The 20,270-nt window shown below is 36.5% G+C and carries 20 protein-coding genes; 3 read left to right on the top strand and 17 right to left on the bottom strand.

All coding sequences use genetic code 11. The features are described 5' to 3' along the window. Positions 1–718 precede the first annotated feature (718 nt). A complete protein-coding gene (locus tag D1606_RS00840) occupies positions 719–1,183 on the bottom strand; it encodes an IDEAL domain-containing protein (RefSeq protein WP_119414123.1) in 465 nt (154 codons plus the stop codon). A gap of 221 nt (positions 1,184–1,404) precedes the next feature. Here D1606_RS00840 and D1606_RS00835 point away from each other — a divergent pair, with 221 nt between their 5' ends. Beyond that, positions 1,405–2,976, top strand: a complete 1,572-nt coding sequence (locus D1606_RS00835; RefSeq protein WP_119414122.1) for a hypothetical protein — start codon at positions 1,405–1,407, stop codon at positions 2,974–2,976. Beyond that, positions 2,973–5,747 (top strand): DEAD/DEAH box helicase, encoded by a 2,775-nt coding sequence (locus D1606_RS00830; protein WP_199670626.1) that lies wholly within the window; start codon positions 2,973–2,975, stop codon positions 5,745–5,747. The genes D1606_RS00835 and D1606_RS00830 overlap by 4 nt, the downstream gene beginning before the upstream one ends. A 432-nt stretch (positions 5,748–6,179) precedes the next feature. Here the strand turns inward: D1606_RS00830 and D1606_RS00825 are convergent, their stop codons facing one another. After that, a complete protein-coding gene (locus tag D1606_RS00825; RefSeq protein ID WP_119414121.1) occupies positions 6,180–6,632 on the bottom strand; it encodes a single-stranded DNA-binding protein in 453 nt (150 codons plus the stop codon). A gap of 250 nt (positions 6,633–6,882) precedes the next feature. On the opposite strand from D1606_RS00825, the gene D1606_RS00820 reads away from it, so the two are divergent. Then, positions 6,883–7,329: a YwpF family protein gene (locus D1606_RS00820; RefSeq protein ID WP_119414120.1), complete on the top strand. Its 447-nt coding sequence runs from the start codon at positions 6,883–6,885 to the stop codon at positions 7,327–7,329. A 38-nt stretch (positions 7,330–7,367) separates the two neighbouring features. Here D1606_RS00820 and D1606_RS00815 read toward each other — a convergent pair whose 3' ends face one another. The 15 genes from D1606_RS00815 to atpA form a co-directional block, all read right to left on the bottom strand. Beyond that, complete coding sequence (locus D1606_RS00815) at positions 7,368–7,679, bottom strand: hypothetical protein (RefSeq protein WP_119414119.1); 312 nt, start codon at positions 7,677–7,679, stop codon at positions 7,368–7,370. Between the two features lie 209 nt (positions 7,680–7,888). Beyond that, the gene (gene fabZ, locus D1606_RS00810; protein ID WP_119414118.1) at positions 7,889–8,332 is read right to left on the bottom strand and encodes a 3-hydroxyacyl-ACP dehydratase FabZ; all 444 of its coding nucleotides are present in this window, start codon (positions 8,330–8,332) and stop codon (positions 7,889–7,891) included. A 20-nt stretch (positions 8,333–8,352) separates the two neighbouring features. Next, the gene (locus D1606_RS00805) at positions 8,353–8,649 is read right to left on the bottom strand and encodes a DNA-directed RNA polymerase subunit beta (protein WP_119414117.1); all 297 of its coding nucleotides are present in this window, start codon (positions 8,647–8,649) and stop codon (positions 8,353–8,355) included. Between the two features lie 27 nt (positions 8,650–8,676). Then, positions 8,677–9,516: a flagellar hook-basal body protein gene (locus D1606_RS00800; protein WP_119414116.1), complete on the bottom strand. Its 840-nt coding sequence runs from the start codon at positions 9,514–9,516 to the stop codon at positions 8,677–8,679. Positions 9,517–9,588: 72 nt separating this feature from the next. Continuing rightward, positions 9,589–10,428 carry a flagellar hook-basal body protein gene (locus D1606_RS00795; protein WP_119414115.1) on the bottom strand — a complete coding sequence of 280 codons (840 nt, stop codon included), beginning with the start codon at positions 10,426–10,428 and terminating at the stop codon, positions 9,589–9,591. Positions 10,429–10,478: 50 nt separating this feature from the next. Further along, positions 10,479–11,480, bottom strand: coding sequence for a rod shape-determining protein (gene mreB / locus D1606_RS00790; RefSeq protein WP_119414114.1), 1,002 nt, complete (start codon positions 11,478–11,480; stop codon positions 10,479–10,481). A 224-nt stretch (positions 11,481–11,704) separates the two neighbouring features. Then, positions 11,705–11,986: a sporulation transcriptional regulator SpoIIID gene (locus tag D1606_RS00785; RefSeq protein ID WP_119414113.1), complete on the bottom strand. Its 282-nt coding sequence runs from the start codon at positions 11,984–11,986 to the stop codon at positions 11,705–11,707. Between the two features lie 83 nt (positions 11,987–12,069). Beyond that, positions 12,070–12,729, bottom strand: coding sequence for a M23 family metallopeptidase (locus D1606_RS00780; RefSeq protein WP_119414112.1), 660 nt, complete (start codon positions 12,727–12,729; stop codon positions 12,070–12,072). Positions 12,730–12,739: 10 nt separating this feature from the next. Further along, a complete protein-coding gene (gene spoIID / locus D1606_RS00775; RefSeq protein ID WP_119414111.1) occupies positions 12,740–13,753 on the bottom strand; it encodes a stage II sporulation protein D in 1,014 nt (337 codons plus the stop codon). A gap of 118 nt (positions 13,754–13,871) precedes the next feature. Continuing rightward, a complete protein-coding gene (gene murA / locus D1606_RS00770; protein WP_119414110.1) occupies positions 13,872–15,170 on the bottom strand; it encodes a UDP-N-acetylglucosamine 1-carboxyvinyltransferase in 1,299 nt (432 codons plus the stop codon). A 443-nt stretch (positions 15,171–15,613) separates the two neighbouring features. Further along, complete coding sequence (locus D1606_RS00765) at positions 15,614–15,859, bottom strand: DUF1146 family protein (RefSeq protein WP_119414109.1); 246 nt, start codon at positions 15,857–15,859, stop codon at positions 15,614–15,616. Positions 15,860–15,932: 73 nt separating this feature from the next. After that, the gene (locus D1606_RS00760) at positions 15,933–16,337 is read right to left on the bottom strand and encodes a F0F1 ATP synthase subunit epsilon (protein WP_119414108.1); all 405 of its coding nucleotides are present in this window, start codon (positions 16,335–16,337) and stop codon (positions 15,933–15,935) included. Between the two features lie 24 nt (positions 16,338–16,361). Next, positions 16,362–17,777, bottom strand: a complete 1,416-nt coding sequence (atpD, locus tag D1606_RS00755; protein WP_119414107.1) for a F0F1 ATP synthase subunit beta — start codon at positions 17,775–17,777, stop codon at positions 16,362–16,364. Between the two features lie 50 nt (positions 17,778–17,827). Further along, on the bottom strand, positions 17,828–18,688 hold the full coding sequence (gene atpG / locus D1606_RS00750) for an ATP synthase F1 subunit gamma (protein WP_119414106.1): 861 nt from the start codon (positions 18,686–18,688) through the stop codon (positions 17,828–17,830). 51 nt (positions 18,689–18,739) lie between these two features. Then, positions 18,740–20,260 carry a F0F1 ATP synthase subunit alpha gene (gene atpA / locus D1606_RS00745; protein WP_119414105.1) on the bottom strand — a complete coding sequence of 507 codons (1,521 nt, stop codon included), beginning with the start codon at positions 20,258–20,260 and terminating at the stop codon, positions 18,740–18,742. Positions 20,261–20,270: the final 10 nt, after the last annotated feature.

Here is a 20,270-nt window from a genome sequence, read left to right as displayed (position 1 = left end):
TTTTAATTACTAATCAGTAAAAAATAACTATAACAATTTCTAGCTATTAGACAATAAAGTTATTTTTCTTGATTTGGTATTTGTTATATATCAAGCTCTAATTGTATTTAGTTATTTATTTTCATATAAAAATTGAATATCTACTCTTTTTATCCGCATAGGTCCATTTATGTGTTATAAATTTTCTTATTTATAGGATGAATTTTCTATATATGTACTTTTGTATGTACTTGTGTCTATATGTCTCAATTTAAAATAAGTGCCAAACAGTTAAATTAGATTTAGTCATTTAGTTATGGGTTTGATTCGTAAAAAGTTTGGATTAGAGTACATAATCTTCCTTAGATTCATCTATTTACTGTCATTAATGTTTAGCCTTGCATATGTTTGGGTAAGGATGAAAAGAAATTGGGGGATGATGATGAGGAGGTTATGGAGACGCTTAGGGCTGGATTTTTTTGATGCGGTGATTTGGATTTATGGAGGAAGTATGGCGGTTTTGTTTCTCGTGCTATTTGTTTTTTTCTGGATTCGTTAGATTAGATTAATGCGTTTTCTCATTAATTTCTAAGTGAAAATTTTATATAAGAGGGATAATTTGTTGTGGAAGGTGCATATTATCTTTATTGTGCGATGGGATTATCGAATTATCTAGCTGCACGTCAAAAGCACCTAGTCATTTAGCAATGAATAGGTGCTTTTTAAGAGTGTTGCGTATTCAATTTCTTAAGTCCTCCATAGGTTTTAAATCTTTTGCAAGTGTGTAAAATAACTCTTCATCGCGTTGTTCTAAAGCTTCATCGATCAACCGTAAGCGATTGGAATCTTCCAGTTCTTTTATGAGTATATCCAATTCTGATGGTGCCTCTAAAAGCTGTTCACCACGTTTCAATTGCAGTTCATCTAAAATTAGTTCTAGGTGATCGTGAATATTTGAAACAAGTAATAATTGATACAAAGGTAGACGTATGAAACGGCTGCCCTTTTGGAATACGAAAACTTCAGATAGGTTTTCAATTTGTAATGATGATAGATTAATCACTATTTCCTTTCCTTCTACAGGGATGAAATGGAATAATTCCTCATCCTTAATAATAGAGAAGTATTGGTAAGCAAAGACCATTTTCAGGCGAGCACCATCTCGTTTCGTGTAGAAAGGTTCCATTCTTTTTACTTCTAACATAGGCCCCCTCCTTCGAAGGAATATTCTGATTATTAATATAGTATCATTAAACACTCTTAAATGACACTAAAATATTTGTCGTCTTTTCAGAACTTTTCTGCTGTTTTCAGCAAATTAAAACAACGTTACATGACTTTGTATTGAAAAACTTCCTTTTACATTTACGAATAGTATGAAAAAGATTTATAATGAAAGGAAAGTTTTTTTGCAGGAGCGATGATATGAATACGAATATTTCTGATATTGCCAAACGTTACGAGGATTTTATTCGTAATCAAATGGCTCAAATTAGTTTAGATCTTCATACAACAAATAGTGAAGATGACGAGTTAGTCAGACGTGCTGCTTTTTTAGCTCGTCATAACTATGTAAAGATTACTACTTATAGTGAAGAACGTAATGTCATTTCTTTTGTAGTTCAAGACGCAACACCGACGAACGTGACATTTCAAATAAATTCTGACAGTCTAACTTGTGATTGTCCAAAAGAACATTGGTGCCGTCATAAACTGGCGGCTTTGTTTGTTCTATATCAATATATTGATTCTTTATCAACATGGCTTGAAGGATTTCGGGCGAAAAAATCAGCTCAGATGAATTTGTTAAAAGATGAGCGATCTCCAGAAGCTTGGTTGCGTTTAGTTCAGAATGTTTATAAGAGCAATTTGTACAGTCAACCTGTTATGAATCCATATTTAGTTGAGAGTATTTTCGCTGATATGCAACGACAAATTTTCCAGCATACTCCGCTTGAGCGTGAATGGCAAAGCTTATATAAATTATTTACGCATATTGCTTTGTTATCTCACACATGGAAACATCTGCATCCGACAAACGAATCTTATAAAACATATTACAATAATTTTATAGAACATGAAGCAGAAAAAGTGAAGGATTTTATTCGCTTAACTTCTTCAAAACCTCGTCTTTTTGCGACAGACCCTTTCTATGATACATTGCAAAAAATAGTCAATTATTTTTTGTTACACCAAAAAGGCTACTTTGAACAAAGGTTATACATCTATACGTTTTTCTGGGAATCTATGTTTAATGAGAAATCCCGTCGAGAAACAGAACTAGCTTTGATCAAGAATGATCGACATATTGCTGATGATGTTAAAGTTGAAAGTATTGAATCGATGTTCTTAATCATGTTAAAAAAATACGATCAACTTGAACAAAAGCTTATCGATTTAAATGAAGCGGATATGCTTATATGGATGGATTTAGCAAGATTTGCAGACCGCAACGAAGATGACCAAGCGCTTTCCATGATTGTACGTGCAATGCTTCCTTATTTAAACTCATTCATCAATAGTTGGCTATCAACCCGATATCGCTCAGCATTTGTGAATGCTTTCAATAAATTATGTTCAAAAGTTCATCTTAATGACGAAGAAGCAGAAGTTTTATTTTCAGCTTCAGGTATGTACGGTATGCAACCTTATTCTCTGTTTTTAATAGAACGTGGTCGCTTTACTGAATGGACCGCACTTCATCATCGTTTTCCTTCTTCGCTTGCCTATTTGGAGCTGTGTGGATTAAAAACGGTATTAGAAGAAAAACCTGAGGTACTTCTGCCGCTTTATCATGCACTTGCTATGAATGAGTTAAATCAAAAATCACGTCAACATTATAAACAAGCTGTACGTGTTTGGAAGAAGATGAAGGCTGCTGCAAAGAAAAGTGGTAAAACGGAGTTTTGGAATGATTATGTCGATCAAACACGTCAACAATATAAACGTCTTCGTGCATTACAAGAAGAAATTGAGAAAGGAAACTTGAAGCTATGACTATGAATGCAACAGTACCGGATACTTTTTTAAAAACAATCTCTCTTAGTGTAGAAACTGAATCCGGACAATCCTTTTCTTTGCAAGCACACGATCAGAATGGTTCGCCATTACTTGCAACTGAATGGCTATCCTTTCTTTTCTTTCAATACGAACCTGCTTTTTATGGTCTTACAGCAAATCATACATCGTATACTATTAGCCTTTCACCACTTGAAATGGTGGAATTGTTTTCAGATGAAAATAAACATCCATTCATTTCGTACGTTGGCATTGATGAAAACTCAAATAATTGGTTAAACGCTTCTGCTAATGCTTCTAAATATTGGTATAGCAAAGATCTGTGGAAAAATATCTCTGTTGGAGAAGATGATTTTACAATCGATTTATCAATCGATGATCAGGTGAAAGAACTACTGCAAATGGCGATTATTCAAAAGCTATTAGGAGCAGGATTAACTATACATGATTTACCTTCTCTCCTTCCTTTCTTCCGCAATGGCGGTTGGCCGATTAAGCCGAAAAAAGTTGATGATGCAGTGTTTGTTGGCTTACGTTTACGGGAACCCGGAGAAAATCAAGAAGAGTGGTTCCTTGAGACCGTTATTCGAAATAAAAAAAGTGCTAACTATTGGGCTCCACCTATGCGAAAAAGAAGACTCCCAATTGAAAATGCATTACCCGAAAAATGGGTCCAACAAGCAGAAGGGATTAAGCAACTTCAACAACAAGTAATTGGGTTATTGCGTAGTCATGATTATATGAAAGACGTCAGTGCAGAATATTTTCTTTCTGTAAACTTGAAAGATCCTGAAGTACGAGAATTTTTGCGCATAGATTTTGCTCGTCTACAAGCTCTAGGCTTTGAGATTGTACTTCCCGGATGGCTCAAGGATCTCAAAGATTCTCGTATTAAAGTTCGTGCCAGTGCAAATACTGCCTCTAATTATAAGTCTGCTGCTGGTTTACAAGAGATTTTAACGTTTGATTGGAAGCTTTCGTTAAATGGTCAAGAGATTTCAGTTGAACAGTTCCAACAAATGGTGAATGATAATCGTGAGTTTATACGAGCTGGTACTGAATGGGTAAAAGTCGACGCTGCTTGGATGCAAGAAATTCAAAAATTGATGGATCGAGCAGAAAATGAAAATTGGACAGTTAAAGATTTATTATTCCAAGAGTTACCAGAGGAGCTTACTATTCCAGATGAAGAAGAGGAAGATGATGACCGAGATGATCCTTTCTTCCAATTTGAAATGCAACAATCTCTTCGTGACTATGTACAAACGTTGGTTGATAAGAAGGGTATGCCTGCTATTAAAGTTTCTGATCATTTACAAGCTTCTTTGCGTCCTTATCAACAAGAAGGATTTGAATGGTTAGTCTTTATGCGTGATCAAAACTTTGGAGCTTGCTTAGCTGATGATATGGGGCTTGGCAAAACCGTTCAGCTGATATCTTACTTACTTCATGTATATGATCATGAAAATGATGCTCCGCCTACACTTATCATTTGCCCTACATCTGTACTTGGAAACTGGCAAAAGGAATTAGAGCGTTTTGCTCCTTCTTTAAAGGTATATTTACATTATGGTTCAAACCGTTTAAAGGATGTCGCTTTTGATAAATTTATAGATAAAGAACGACCTCAAGTTGTCTTGTCTACGTACGGGACGATTACACAAGATGTCGATATGCTTGAAAATCATGATTGGACGAATATTACTCTTGATGAGGCCCAAAATATTAAAAATATGCATACGAAACAATCTAAGGCTATCAGAAGGCTTCATGGCCGACATAATATAGCTTTAACAGGAACACCTGTTGAGAACCGATTATCAGAGCTTTGGGCTATTTTCGACTTTATCTATAGAGGTTATTTAGGTAGTTTTTCTCGCTTCCAAGAAGAATATATTGCTCCAATTGAACGCGATGAATCAGAAAGCCATAAAGAACGATTACGAAAGAAAATTCAACCGTTCTTATTGCGTCGTACAAAACGAGATCCTGCTCTTATGTTGAATTTACCTGACAAACTTGAGCAAAGAGAGTATTGTCCACTAACTGAGGAACAGGCTGTTCTTTATGAAAGTTTTATACAAGAAACGATGCAAAAGTTGCAGACATTATCTGGGTTTGAACGAAAAGGTCTTATCTTGAAAATGCTTAGTAAGTTAAAACAGCTTTGTAATCACCCTGCCCTCTATTTAAAAGAACCATTCGAAGGGGCTAAAGAGATGCTTAGCCGTTCAGAGAAACTAGAGCGAATTGTCTCACTTGCATCTGATATCGCCAACAATCAAGAACAGTGTTTAATCTTCACACAATATATTGGAATGGGTCATCTACTACAACATTGTTTATCTGAGCTATATGATATTGATGTACCATTTTTGACAGGTAGTATGCCGAAACAGCAGCGTGATTATTTCGTGGAATCATTCCAAAAAGGAGAATTCCCTATATTCATCCTATCATTAAAAGCTGGAGGTACTGGTCTGAACTTAACTGCGGCAAACCATGTCCTTCATGCCGATCGTTGGTGGAATCCAGCTGTTGAAAACCAGGCAACTGACCGTGCATACCGTATTGGGCAAACGCAATTTGTCCATGTTCATAAATTTATTACGACAGGAACTATCGAAGAGAAAATTGATACTTTGCTGTCTGAAAAACAAGCACTATCAGAAGAACTAATTCAATCCAGTCAATGGATCACAGAATTAAAAGACGAAGAAATTATGGATTTGTTATCTTTTAACTTTTAGAAGGAAAGTAGTTGAATGGGAATCATATTCCTTATTCAACTACTTTTTTGTTTAAAGAGATTGTTTATAGCCACATTTAAAACACTCTTCTATCATCATTGATTAAGCGATTATGTACAGATAAAGTCATGCTATGATGACTTCATCCGCTTGTTACCCCATAGACAAAGTTTTAAAACGCCTTTTCATCTTGAATAGTATATCCCCAAATATACTATTCTCTTATATTACAACTACATATTTTCGTTATGTATGCTGTACATAACGAATTTTGTTATTTATACAGCAATTTTTGAATTGTTCCATAGGATGATCGATTGGTTAATTTATTTGGATCAATTCATCAAACCTATTGGCGCGGTCTTTCCAGTAGGATTTGCTGTACTAACTATGTTTCTGACAAACATTAGAATTTGATAGGATATGATTACTTTATCCTATTGGTAAACTTGCTTCTTCTTTTGGTAATACAAAACCTTCTGGAATTTCTTGAGATTGCCCAGATGTTGTTTGCAAAGTTGTCTGTTCTTTTTGTTCTGATGTTTTTTGAACACCTTTATCCTCACGTTCTTTTAATGCTAAAAAGCGTATCTCTTCAGCAACTACTTCAACGACAAAGACTCTTTTTCCATCATCACGCTCGTAGGACCTTGTTTGCAGTCGGCCTCCAACCCCAATTAGTGAGCCTTTACCGCAATACTTCACTACATTTGTAGCTAGTTTACCCCAAACAGAGCATGGGACGAAATCTGCATCAATCTCTCCATGAGCATTTTTGTAATTTCGATTGACTGCTATGATAAAACTGGTTTGCACCCTCCCTTCTGATAATTGTCGTAATTCCGGATCTTTTGTAATCCGTCCAACAAGGGCAACTTGGTTCAAGCTGTCACCTCCTTTCTTCTAACTTATCCATATCATAATGACATTGCGTATTTTGCGCAAAATGGCGAAATAATGATTTTGTACTTCTTTTTATGTACAAAATTGCGTTTTAAAAGCACACATTTTGTTGTAAATTGCGCCATTATTAGGTTTCTTAATTTACAAAAACTATGCAAAATACTATTTTAGCTAATTTTTTATATGTTATAATTATTAAAAAAATTGGTCGAAAGCTAGGTGAGTTCATTCAGTGAAGACATTTAAAATGTTGTCGTTGGAACTATTGAAAGATGAAAAATTACAATCCTACCCACTAACCGATGGAATCATTATTAATCAAGAGAGTAGTCATAAATCTTGGATTTTAGAGATGTATATAGATCGACAATATGCCACTGACTTTGCCCCTTATAAAGGGACAGATACTATTTTAAATGTACGTGCTGTAATTTCTTATCCAGATAATGAGCCTGCAACTTTTCGAGTAGTTGTTCAAGACATCATCGAAATGCCAGATCATAAGCATGTTTCGGTATTATTAAAGGGAACTTTAAATTCAGGTCGACGTCAATACGCCGAACAATTACTTTTAGAACTTGTTGAACAAGGATTAAAGGGAAATGAGCTTCTTGAAAAATTCAAATCCGATATGCGAACGAGACCGCGATTAAAGAGTTCGACTCAAACCAAAAAATAAAAACTTAGCATATCCTAGATTGGATATGCTAAGTTTTTTTATCTTTTGTTATTATCCATTACGCCGTTATTATCAGTAACATCATTGACACCACGTTTAACGTCATCTGTTACATCATTGACGCCATTTTCAATGTCATTGACACCTTCGTTGATACCTCGTTCAACAGGATGATTCACACTATCATTTACACCATCATTAGTGATGCCATCATCAGTAACACCTTCGTTAACACCTCTATTTGTATCTTCCATAGGTGTTTCTGTACGAGTATCCTCGACGGCTTTATTGTTACATCCTACCAATAAAAGTCCGGAAAAAAGTAAGATCGCAGCTGACTGCTTCCACATTTTTATTTCCTCCTTCCATCATATTTTTTAAATCACTACACGCTGTGTGCGATTCAAAAAATAGGATGCGCGAAAAAAATGAAACTATCCTGAAAATTGATAAATGATTTTAGTTATTATGGGCATCATTATAAGAACAAATTTCAACATTTAATCTTGCCAAATAAAAAACCGCTTCAAACTTAGTATGTTCGAAACGGTATCATTTATTAGTCTTCGTTTTGTTGAGCTGGTCCAATTGCAAAAAGAATATCTGCTTCGCTCACAAGCTCACCATCTACTGTTACTTTACCATGACCTTTTCCCATAACACCGCGAAGTTTTGTAAACTCAACTTCAATATGAAGTTGATCTCCTGGTGTTACTTGGCGTTTAAAGCGTGCGTTATCAACACCTGTTAGAAACGCTAAATGGCCTTGGAATTTTTCCGATTTTAGTAGTGCTACCCCACCAACTTGCGCCATTGCCTCAATAATTAGTACACCTGGCATTACTGGATATCCAGGGAAATGGCCAGTGAAAAATGGTTCGTTTATAGAAACGTTTTTAATACCTACAGCTCGTTTCCCCTCTTCGATTTCAATAATACGGTCCACTAAAAGAAAAGGATAACGATGCGGAAGTATTTTTTGAATTTGATCTACAGTTAGCATTTTCTTCCCCCTATTGCTTATTAGGATTGTTTGCCATTCATAATATCAAGCATATGTTGCCATGTTGCTGGGTTTAGTACGCTTAGCGGATTCCCATCACCAATGACACCATAACCAATCGCCGAACCAGCAAATGCTGCAATGACAAGTAATACAACTACAATGATGATTCGGAGACTGATTGAAAAAAGGCTTGATGAGATCCATTTTCCACCTATACGTTCATCAGCAAGTTCTTTATTTTGCTTTGCTTCTCTGCGAGTACGCGGTTGCGGTGTTGGTTTTTCAGTTCTCTGTTCAGTTGAATTATTTGTCATTACATAATCTCCTCTATAAACAATTACTTATCTTATTCCGTTAACTAGTCCCATCATTTGATCGGCCATCGTTATCGTTCGAGCGTTGAATTGATAAGAGCGTTGAGTATTAATAAGTTCTGTCATTTCTTTTGAAATATCTACGTTAGACATTTCAAGGCTACCATTTTGCATACCTATTTGTGTACGATTTGCACCTTGTAAGTTTTGCAAAACATCAGCTCTTGTAACACCCAATTGATTAAAATTATTAGGCAATCCAATATATGTATCAGATATATGTTCCATCAATTGAGGCTTTTTAATCTGTGTGATACCCATTTCAATTTTGACGCTTGTATTATTATTATACTGAACATTTAGCGTTCCGTCCTCCGAAACAGCAAAGTCTTTTGCCCCATCTTTCAACACGATGGCATTACCATTGGCATCTGTTACTGGATAGCCATCTGTATTGACTAGCATTACATTACCGTTTTTTATAGGCGAAAGATAAAAGTCGCCTTGTCTTGTATAAGCTGTTTTTGTGCCATTTTTACCATCTGGCATCAACACATTAAAATATTGGTTTTCTTTTGTAAATGCAAAGTCGAGTGCACGATTTGTTTGTTGAAGGCCACCTTGTTTTGTATTCAATTGTGCCTGAGCTAAACGAGCTCCCACACCTATACGAATACCGACTGGTGATTGTCGCTTTGTTTTGTCTTCTTCATCGTTTTTAAATTCTTGGTATAGCAATTCGCCAAATTTAGCTTCCTTTGCTTTGAAGCCATGTGTATTGCTATTTGCCATATTGTTACCGATTGTATCCAACTGTTGTTGTAGTTGTGACATTGTATTTGAAGCCGAAATCATTGTACGTATCATTTACGTAAACCTCCTAAGTAACCCAAAATACTAAATCTACGGTACTAGCTTGCTGTTTTAGCAGAGTAGATATTATACTTTGCCAATTTCGTTTGCAGCTTTATCCATACTTTTATCGTACGCTTGTAGTATTTTTTGGTTTGCTTCAAAGGCCCTATAAGCGGTCATCATATCGGTCATTGTACGAGCTGCATCAACGTTCGAACGTTCTGTGTAACCTTGTTTTACAGAAAAGCTAACATTATTTACGTTATAAGCGGATGGAAGTGGTTGTCCATCACTTGTGTAGTATAATCCAGTATCACGCTTTGCCAATGTATCTGGTTGTGCTGAATAAGATACGCCTAAGAGTGCTACCTGTTGCCCATTTTCCATAATTGAGCCGTCTTCTGTAATTTGGAAATCTTCACTTTGTAGTGTAATTTTCTTGCCTTGATCTGACAGTACATAATACCCTTGAGCATTCACTAAATTACCTGCAGCATCAATTGTGAAGTTGCCATTACGGGTGTACGCTTCTCCGCCTGTTGGATTTTGAAGACGGTAAAAAACAGCGCCAGGCTTTCCTGTTTCACCGTTCACTGGTAAGTTACCATTTACTAGTGCTACATCTGTTGGAATCTCTGTTTCAGTAATTTGTCCTTGTGAATAATCTGGTAATGTTTCTTGCATATAAACACCTGTTCCAAGTGCACCAATTTGTTTAGATGAACTACCTTCAAAGCCGTTTTCTACATTAGCAGTTCCACTTTTTGTAATACGCGATAATAACATATTGGGAAATGAGCGGATGGTAGATTGATCTGCTTTATAACCAGGTGTGTTTGCATTTGCGATATTGTTTGATAAAAGTTCAGTACGACGCTGTTGTGCAATCATTCCTGAAGCAACTGTATAAAATCCACGAAACATCGCTTTCATCCTTTCAATAAAATAAGATTTATATTCTTATTTTATTTCGGTTATTTTTTTCGACTCTTTGGTGTTTTATCAATATTTTCTAACAATACGCCTGTTCCAACAGCTACACAGTTCATAGGATTTTCTGCGATAAAGACCGGTACTTTTAGTTCATCTGTTAATAAATGATCTAAGCCATGAAGTAAAGCACCACCACCTGTAACCATTACACCGCGATCAATAATATCCGCTGATAATTCTGGTGGTGTCTTTTCAAGAACATTTTTTGCAGATTGCACGATAAGTGAAACAGATTCATGTAATGCTTTTTCAATTTCATGCGAATGAATTTCGATTATACGTGGTAATCCTGTAACGAGATCTCGTCCGCGAATTTCCATGCTTTCATCTCGTTCTTCAGGATAGACGGTACCAATTTGAATTTTGATATTCTCTGCAGTACGTTCGCCTATTAAGAGCTTGTACTCTTTTTTAATATATTGCAAAATATCATTATCAAGTAAGTCACCAGCGACTTTGATGGATTCAGATGTTACGATATCACCCATTGACAATACCGCTACGTCAGTAGTACCACCACCAATATCGATTACCATATTTCCGCTTGGTTGGAATATATCCATTCCTGCGCCAATCGCTGCTACTTTTGGCTCTTCTTCTAAGAAGACATTTCGTCCGCCTGACTTTTCAGCTGCTTCACGAATAGCTTTTTGCTCTACACTCGTGATATTAGTTGGGCAACATATTAATATACGTGGTTTTGACATAATACCAGAGATATTTAATTTATTGATAAAGTATCTTAACATGGATTCTGTTACGTCAAAATCGGCAATAACGCCATCTTTTAATGGGCGAATAGCGATTATGTTCCCAGGTGTTCTACCGACCATCTTACGTGCTTCTTCTCCAACAGCTAGTACTTTATTTGTATTTTTATCGATTGCAACAACAGATGGTTCGTTTAACACGATTCCTTTACCTTTTAAATGGATCAATACATTTGCTGTTCCTAAATCGATCCCAATATCTTTAGAAAACATGTTTTTTCCCCTTTCATTCCTTATCAATTCTTACTTAAAAAATTCGATATGTATCTAGAATATTTTAACATAGCATTGATTTAATTACATCTAATATTTCCTTAATATATAGGCATTTATATATATAAAATATGCCTTTTTACTTATTATTCCCATACATATAATATTTCAGTACTGTCGTTAGCAATCTTCTTTTAAAATAAAAGACAAAAAAGACACCCTCACTATTCTAAATGCGAGGGTGTCTTTTTTTCTGCATTACGAGAAAGCCATTTTTGGCGTGTTGCCTCTCCTCCGCGAATATGACGGATGGATTTGTGGTAAGCCAGTATTTCACTTACCTCTTTTGCTAACTCCTCGTTTACTTGTGACAATCTTTCTGTAAGATCCTTATGGATGGTACTCTTGGAGTAACCTGTTTTTTGCGCTAAGGCTCTCACAGTCTGTTGCGACTCTTTAAGCATTAAACCAAGTTTTAGACATCGATTGCGAATATGTTCGTGCACATTCTCTTCCTTTCCACAATGTACGAACGTTTCTTCACCTTATGTCTAAAACCTTATACTTAGAACCTAGTCGTCAGAATTATCTAAAAAGCAAGTAAGCTTTTTGGATTGATAAGTTTACCTTCTTGCATTACTTCAAAGTAAAGATGTGTTCCAGCAGTTGGATTGTATTCGTTGGAAATTGCTTTACCAAGTGTTTGTCCTTGTTCTACTTTATCCCCTTTTTTAACTTTGATATCACCAACAGAACTGTACTTTGTAGTCATACCATTAGAATGAGATATTGTAACTTCATTTCCAATAAACGAGTCGTCTTTTACTTCTTCTACTGTTCCGCTAAGTGCAGCAAGAACATCGAAGCCCTCACCGTTAACTGAGATGGCAATACCATCACTTGTTGTAAACGTTTGGTTAAATACAAGTAGGGCACCTTCTCTAGATTCTTCACTTGCCTCAACATCGTAGTAGTCCTGAATTACTTTTGCATCTTTTAAGAGTGCTTCTTTAAATGGATACTTCATAGATTCGGCTTTTGCGTTTGTCTCTACAGATGGAGTCTCTTCTTTTGAAACTGTTATTTTCTTAGTGCCTGTCTCATTTGAAGAGTTCGTTAATGCCGAATAACCCCAAACACCTGCGACTAGTAGAATCGAAAAGCTTGCGTAAATTACCGGCCAAAACCAGCGCTGTTTTGTAACATTTCCTTTTTTTGGAGTAGGTTTATTCTTATTTTCCTCTCTCATTTTCATCACCTCATTTGCTATTGTTGTCAATAGCTTGAGAGTTTAAACATAGAGAAGAAGATTTTTTTAGTTTTTCTATTTTTACGTGTTGATAGAAATGATGAAGGATCTCTTTTACACCTGCCCCCTTTTCTGCGAGTGCCTTGGCACCATATTGACTCATCCCTACTCCGTGGCCGTATCCGGTTGTTTTTACTTGAATCGTATTTTTGTCCGTATTCCATTTAATCGTGAAGTCTGTTGACGCTAATTGCAGTTTTTGGCGTACTTCTCTACCAGACCACTTATAGTCTCCAGATTTAATGGTTTCAACTCTTCCAGAACTATTATGAGAGATTTTCATATTTTGTATTTGTGATTTTGTCCATGTCTCATTGAAGGCTGCATTCCATTGTTGAAGTGTGAAATTATAAGTTGTGTGATATCTTGGTGATTCTTTTTCATTTGTAGGAACAGAGACCGATTGAAGATAAGGAATGGCGTGACCACTATAACTTTTTGCACTTTCTGTTTGTCCATTACTTGTTGAAAAGAACATAGCTGTAATTAGTTCATCTTCATAAACTAATACTTGTCCTTTTGTTTCTTTTACTGCTTTTCTTATTTTCTTTTCATTTTTCTTAAAAGTTTTTCCCCAGCCCTTTTTTCTTTGCTCTTTGTTGGCAAATGCTTGAGCTGATACATTTGGCTCTATCGCATTTTCACCAAAATTGGTACGTTTTAAAGCGAACGTTCGGGAGGCGATAGCTTGTGCCTTTAAGGCTTCAAGAGGGAAAGAAGCAGGCATTTCTGCAGCTAAAACCCCTACTAGGTACTCTTCAAGTGAATACGTTTCTTTTTTTCCTTGAATCTGAATTTGAATATTACATTCATCGTCCTTTACTGTATTTTCCTTCCCCTGAGTCTGTTTTCCTGCAGCTTCTGAGGATGGAATGGATTTGGTCTCCTTGTCCTTGTTTAAAAAAGTTGGCAATATGAATAAAACGGCGATAATAAGTAGAATATAGAGATGTATTTTTTTCATAATCTATGAATATGAGATTGCATTGCTTTTTATGATTTTTTTGAAAAGATTTTCTTTTTAAGCATATAAAAACCCACTACATGCATATGTATGTAGTGGGTCCCATATTAACGAAAAATCAGTTTGTTTGAAGTTCTTTTTCAAATACTTCTTCTGATGAAATTCGTTCAATTTCTGCACCTAGTGAAGCTAGCTTTTTGTGGAAATTAACATATCCACGATCTAAATGTCTTAGCTCTGAAACACGTGTAACGCCTTCTGCAACTAATCCAGCGAGAATTAATGCAGCAGCTGCACGTAAGTCGGTTGCCGCAACTTCGGCACCTTGTAACTTACATGGTCCATCAATAATAACAGAACGTCCGTCAATTTTCGCATTTGCATTCATACGACGGAATTCTTCAACATGCATAAATCGATTTTCAAAAACAGTTTCTGTAATGACGCTTGCACCTTGTGCTACTAGCATTAGTGCCATCATTTGTGATTGCATATCTGTAGGGAATCCAGGATGAGGCATAGTTTTAATATCTACTGCTTTCAAAGGATGAGTTGCACGGATACGTAAACCTTCAGCTTCTTCTTCAATTTCGACGCCCATTTCGCGCATTTTTGAAACAAGCGCAGTTAAATGCTCAGGAACTGCATTTTCGATTAATACATCGCCACCTGTAATCGCTGCAGCAATCATAAATGTTCCAGCTTCGATTCGATCAGGGATAATTGAGTGTGTTGTACCATGTAATTTTTCGACACCTTCAATACGAATCGTATCTGTTCCAGCACCAACTACTTTACCACCCATTTCATTGATAAAGTTTGCTAAATCCACTATTTCAGGTTCTTTTGCGGCATTTTCAATGATTGTTGTGCCTTCTGCTAATGCTGCACCAGTAAGAATATTCTCAGTAGCACCTACACTAGGAAAGTCGAGATAAATTTTAGCACCTTTTAAGCGGCCTTCTGTTGAAGCTTCTACATATCCATGTCCTGTAGAAATTTTCGCTCCCATTAACTCAAAGCCTTTCAAATGAATATCAATTGGTCGTGAACCAATTGCACATCCACCTGGCATTGCAACACGTGCATAACCATTACGTGCTAAAAGTGGTCCCATTACTAAAATAGATGCACGCATTTTACGTACATATTCAAATTGAGCTTCTGACGAAATCTGTCCAGATGCGTCGATTTCGACAATATTTTCAGCGCTTGAAAACGAAAGGTCCACATTTAAGCTTTTTAATACCTCATCGATTGTATAAACGTCTGCCAAGTTCGGTACATTATTTATAATATTTTTTCCTTCAGATGCTAATAATGATGCTGCAAGTATTGGTAGAACTGCATTTTTTGCTCCTTCTACTTTTACATTTCCGTGTAAAACCTTGCCGCCTTTTACAACAATTTTCTCCACAATATGTCCCTCCGAACTTATTCTAAATAAACTTTCTTATATTTCAGCTCATAAAATTCTTTTTTTAAGTTGTTCAATGTAAATAATTAGTAACAAAGCAACTTTCATAATACCTTTTTTTCATGTTGTTGACAAGAACCGATTACACTATTTTAGATTTCTACAAATAAATAACTATAGTAATACTATATTACGTTAAAAAACTAGAAGTGTGTTAATAAATTTCCATTTGCGCTTAAAGAAAAACAATACTTGAGAAATTTAAACATGTTTCAACAAAATATTTCCTGGGTAATTAGTTACTCTATATGCAAAAGGAATAATGTAAACACATAATGCGACCAAAAAACGCACATAACTTTATTGTAATATAAAATGGATTAATACTGAAATAATTTCTACAATAAGTTTGTGCCATTATTTCTTTTGCATACAGAATACATTTAATTAAATAAATATGGTAATTGTTTAGACCACGTTGAAATGGCAATAAAGAAATTCGACACAGTTGATCCGATAGCAATACTTACTAAAATTAACAGTAGCTGAATTTGAAAGACATGATTTTTCTTAAAAACTTTTTCATACATGATTGCTTGTAATGCATAAAATGTTATTGCAATAAAGAAAATATGCGAACAAATTCCAATTAACGCATTTTGTCCTAAAGAAGCTGTTATTGAATCCATAGAGTCCTCCCTTTTTTCTTTTAAAAAAGCGAGCAGAAATAAAATTCTGCTCGCTTTAAAATTCATCTATTACTTAGATGTTACCCTCTTTAACGTTGATACGATTCATCGCGCGTTTTAAAGATAATTCTGCACGTTTGAAATCAATGTTATCTTGCTTACTTTGAAGTCGTTGTTCTGCACGTTTAACAGCTTCTTTTGCGCGAGCAATGTCGATATCATCGGCAATTTCTGCAGAAGGAGTTAAAATTGTAACTTTATCGGGACGAATCTCAACAAAGCCACCGCTTACTGCTACAACTTCAGTGTTATTGTCTTTTTTAAGACGAACAGCACTAACTGCTAATGGAGCAACTGTTGGAATATGTCCAGGCAGAATTCCCATTTCACCAGTTACAGTTTTCACAATAACCATGCTAACTTCTGAATCGTATACTGGGCCGTCGGGAGTGACAATGTTGACTACAGTCGTCTTCATATTTTTTCCTCCAAGTCCCTAGTATTAAAGTTCTACGCCCATATCTTTTGCTTTAGCAACAACTTCTTCGATAGAACCTACAAGACGGAATGCATCTTCAGGTAATTTATCATACTTACCTTCAAGAATTTCTTTGAAGCCACGAACTGTATCTTTTACGTGTACGTAAGATCCTTTTTGACCTGTAAATTGTTCAGCTACGTGGAAGTTTTGAGATAAGAAGAATTGAATACGACGAGCACGTGCTACAGTCAATTTATCTTCATCAGATAATTCATCCATACCTAAGATAGCGATAATATCTTGTAATTCGTTGTAACGTTGTAATGTAGCTTGTACTTGACGAGCAACATCATAATGTTCTTTACCAACAATTTCAGGTGACAATGCACGAGAAGTTGAAGCCAATGGGTCAACGGCAGGGTAGATACCCATTTCAGAAAGTTTACGTTCAAGGTTTGTTGTAGCGTCTAAGTGAGCGAAAGTTGTAGCTGGAGCCGGGTCAGTATAGTCATCGGCTGGTACATATACCGCTTGGATAGATGTTACAGAACCTTTGTTTGTTGATGTGATACGTTCTTGTAAACGACCCATTTCAGTTGCAAGTGTTGGTTGGTAACCTACGGCAGAAGGCATACGACCTAATAATGCAGATACTTCAGAACCTGCTTGAGTGAAACGGAAAATGTTATCGATGAATAATAGAACGTCTTGTCCCATTTCATCACGGAAATATTCAGCCATTGTAAGACCAGTTAATGCTACACGCATACGAGCACCTGGTGGCTCATTCATTTGACCGAATACCATTGCTGTTTTTGAAATAACGCCTGAATCGCTCATTTCATAGAATAGGTCGTTCCCTTCACGAGTACGTTCACCTACACCAGAGAATACGGAAATACCACCGTGTCCTTGAGCGATGTTATTGATAAGTTCTTGGATTAATACGGTTTTACCTACACCAGCACCACCGAATAGTCCGACTTTACCACCTTTGATATATGGTGCTAATAAGTCAACTACTTTAATACCTGTTTCAAGTACTTCAACATTTGTTGAAAGTTCTTCGAAAGTAGGAGCTTCACGGTGAATTGGATCACGGCGAGCTTCTGCTGGAATTGGATCTGCTAAGTCGATTGTATCACCTAATACGTTGAATACACGACCTAATGTTACTTCACCAACTGGTACTGAGATTGCAGCACCTTTGTCAGTTACTACTGCGCCACGTTGTAAGCCATCTGTTGATGACATTGCGATGGTACGAACAGCGTTATCGCCTAAGTGAAGAGCTACTTCTAAAGTAAGTGTTACAGCGTCTTCGTTAGGACGTTTAATTTCTACAGTTAGCGCGTTATTGATTTCTGGTAATGTGTTGTTATCGAATTGTACGTCGACAACTGGACCCATTACTTGAAGAACGTGTCCTGTGTTCATACTTGTATTTCCCTCCTATCAAACTAATTACAGAAAGGTTAGGGAGTGGCCTATTCTAAGGCCGCAGCTCCACCAACGATTTCGGTAATTTCTTGTGTAATAGCCGCTTGACGTGCACGGTTATACAGAATTGTTAAGTCATTTATTAAGTCATGAGCGTTATCTGTAGCGCTCTTCATTGCTGTCATACGTGAAGCATGTTCACTCGCTTTACCGTCTAATAACGCACCATAAATCAAGCTTTCCGCATATTGTGGTAACAATACTTCTAGAATTGCTTCGCCAGATGGCTCAAATTCATAAGAAGCTGATGTTGTGCTTGTTGGAGTAATATCAGTAATTGGAAGTACTTTTTTCTCCGTTGGTTCGTTAGAAATTGCACTGATAAAGTGACTGTAGTACATATAAAGTTCATCATAAGTACCATCTGTGAACATACCAACAGCTTTACGAGCAATTTGTTTAATATCTGAAAATGAAGGTTGGTCAGGTAAACCAATTTCTTCATCAACTACGTTAAAACCTTGTTTTTTAAAGAAATCACGAACAACTCGACCAACCGCAAAAATAACGACGTCATCTTTTGATTGGTTACGACTTTCCATTCCATCAAGTGCTTTACGAATAACATTTGAGTTGTATGCACCTGCTAAACCACGATCTGAAGCGATCACAAGGTAAGCAGATTTTTTTACAGGACGAGAGACTAACATTGGATGTGCGCCATCTTGAGTTCCTGAAGCGATTGCTGCAACAACATCTTGAATCTTATTCATATATGGAACGTATGCTTTAGCATTTGCTTCAGCACGTGACATTTTTGAAGATGACACGAGTTGCATTGCGTTCGTAATTTTACTTGTACTAGTTGTAGATTTAATACGTTGTTTTACTTCGCGTAATGATGCCACTGGTATTTCACCACCTTACCGTTTTATTTTAAAATTCACATTTATGCAATCTTACTCAGCTGAAGGAGCGAAAGTTTTTTTGAATGCATTGATTGTTGAAGCCATATCTTCATCAGATGGAAGGCCTTTAGTAGTGCGAATTTGATTTAAAACGCCGGCGCCGTTTTCATCATTAACATCTAACCAAGCATATAATTCTTGTTCGAAACGAACGATGTCTTGAACTGGGATATCATCTAAGAATCCTTTAGTCAATGCATATAGAATTACAACTTGTTTTTCAACTTTAATAGGTTTGTTAAGATCTTGTTTAAGTACTTCTACTGTACGTTTACCACGTTCAAGTTTTGCTTTAGTAGCGGCATCAAGATCAGAACCAAATGCAGCAAATGATTCAAGTTCACGGAAAGCAGCTAAGTCAAGACGTAGTGTACCGGCAACTTTTTTCATTGCTTTGATTTGTGCAGCACCACCAACACGAGATACAGAAAGACCTGCGTTGATCGCTGGACGAACACCTGAGTTGAATAAGTCAGATTGTAAGAAGATTTGACCATCAGTGATTGAAATTACGTTTGTTGGAATGTAAGCACCGATATCGCCTGCTTGAGTTTCAACGAATGGAAGAGCAGTAATTGAACCGCCGCCGTAAGATTCGTTCAATTTAGCAGCACGTTCTAGTAAACGACTGTGTAGGTAGAATACATCACCAGGGTAAGCTTCACGACCTGGAGGACGACGTAATAATAATGACAGTTCACGATAAGCAGCTGCTTGTTTAGAAAGATCATCATATACGATTAATACGTCTTTACCTTGAAGCATTAATTCTTCACCCATTGATACACCAGCGTAAGGAGCTAAGTATAATAATGGAGCTGGAGAAGAAGCTGCTGCAGTAATAACGATTGTGTAGTCTAATGCACCGTTTTTACGTAAAGTTTCAACTAAGCTACGTACAGTTGATTCTTTTTGACCGATTGCAACATAGATACATGTTACGTTTTGGTCAGCTTGGTTTAAGATTGCATCGACTGCAACAGATGTTTTACCTGTTTGACGGTCACCAATGATTAATTCACGTTGACCACGACCAATTGGAACTAAAGCATCGATTGCTTTAATACCTGTTTGTAGTGGTGTATCAACTGATTTACGAGCCATTACACCGAAAGCAGGGCTTTCGATAGGACGAGTTTTTGTAGTATTGATTGGACCTTGTCCATCAACTGGTAAACCTAGTGGGTTTACAACACGACCAATTAGTTCTTCACCAACTGGTACTTCCATAATACGACCTGTACGACGAACTTCATCGCCTTCTTTGATGCCTTTAGCAGGGCCTAGGATAACGATACCAACGTTATTTTCTTCTAGGTTTTGTGCCATACCAAGAACACCAGTAGAGAATTCAAGTAATTCTCCAGCCATGACGTTGTCTAGGCCGTGAGCACGAGCGATACCGTCACCAACAGTGATGATTGTACCAACTTCGCTAACTTGCATTTCAGATTGGTAATTTTCCATCTGTTTTTTAATAAGTCCACTGATTTCTTCAGCTTTGATGCCCACGTTTGTCACC

It is taken from the genome of Rummeliibacillus sp. POC4 (assembly GCF_003576525.1).
Classification (GTDB): Bacteria; Bacillota; Bacilli; order Bacillales_A; family Planococcaceae; genus Rummeliibacillus.
This window is presented reverse-complemented; position numbering and strand designations above follow the sequence as displayed.

What these genes read in the sequence shown, in the direction of transcription:
- D1606_RS00840 (WP_119414123.1), bottom strand. Translation starts at nt 1,183, where the DNA reads ATGTTAGAAGTAAAAAGAATGGAACCTTTCTACACGAAACGAGATGGT.
- D1606_RS00835 (WP_119414122.1), top strand. Translation starts at nt 1,405, where the DNA reads ATGAATACGAATATTTCTGATATTGCCAAACGTTACGAGGATTTTATT.
- D1606_RS00830 (WP_199670626.1), top strand. Translation starts at nt 2,973, where the DNA reads ATGACTATGAATGCAACAGTACCGGATACTTTTTTAAAAACAATCTCT.
- D1606_RS00815 (WP_119414119.1), bottom strand. Translation starts at nt 7,679, where the DNA reads ATGTGGAAGCAGTCAGCTGCGATCTTACTTTTTTCCGGACTTTTATTG.
- fabZ (WP_119414118.1), bottom strand. Translation starts at nt 8,332, where the DNA reads ATGCTAACTGTAGATCAAATTCAAAAAATACTTCCGCATCGTTATCCT.
- D1606_RS00805 (WP_119414117.1), bottom strand. Translation starts at nt 8,649, where the DNA reads ATGACAAATAATTCAACTGAACAGAGAACTGAAAAACCAACACCGCAA.
- D1606_RS00800 (WP_119414116.1), bottom strand. Translation starts at nt 9,516, where the DNA reads ATGATACGTACAATGATTTCGGCTTCAAATACAATGTCACAACTACAA.
- D1606_RS00795 (WP_119414115.1), bottom strand. Translation starts at nt 10,428, where the DNA reads ATGTTTCGTGGATTTTATACAGTTGCTTCAGGAATGATTGCACAACAG.
- mreB (WP_119414114.1), bottom strand. Translation starts at nt 11,480, where the DNA reads ATGTTTTCTAAAGATATTGGGATCGATTTAGGAACAGCAAATGTATTG.
- D1606_RS00780 (WP_119414112.1), bottom strand. Translation starts at nt 12,729, where the DNA reads ATGAGAGAGGAAAATAAGAATAAACCTACTCCAAAAAAAGGAAATGTT.
- spoIID (WP_119414111.1), bottom strand. Translation starts at nt 13,753, where the DNA reads ATGAAAAAAATACATCTCTATATTCTACTTATTATCGCCGTTTTATTC.
- D1606_RS00765 (WP_119414109.1), bottom strand. Translation starts at nt 15,859, where the DNA reads ATGGATTCAATAACAGCTTCTTTAGGACAAAATGCGTTAATTGGAATT.
- D1606_RS00760 (WP_119414108.1), bottom strand. Translation starts at nt 16,337, where the DNA reads ATGAAGACGACTGTAGTCAACATTGTCACTCCCGACGGCCCAGTATAC.
- atpD (WP_119414107.1), bottom strand. Translation starts at nt 17,777, where the DNA reads ATGAACACAGGACACGTTCTTCAAGTAATGGGTCCAGTTGTCGACGTA.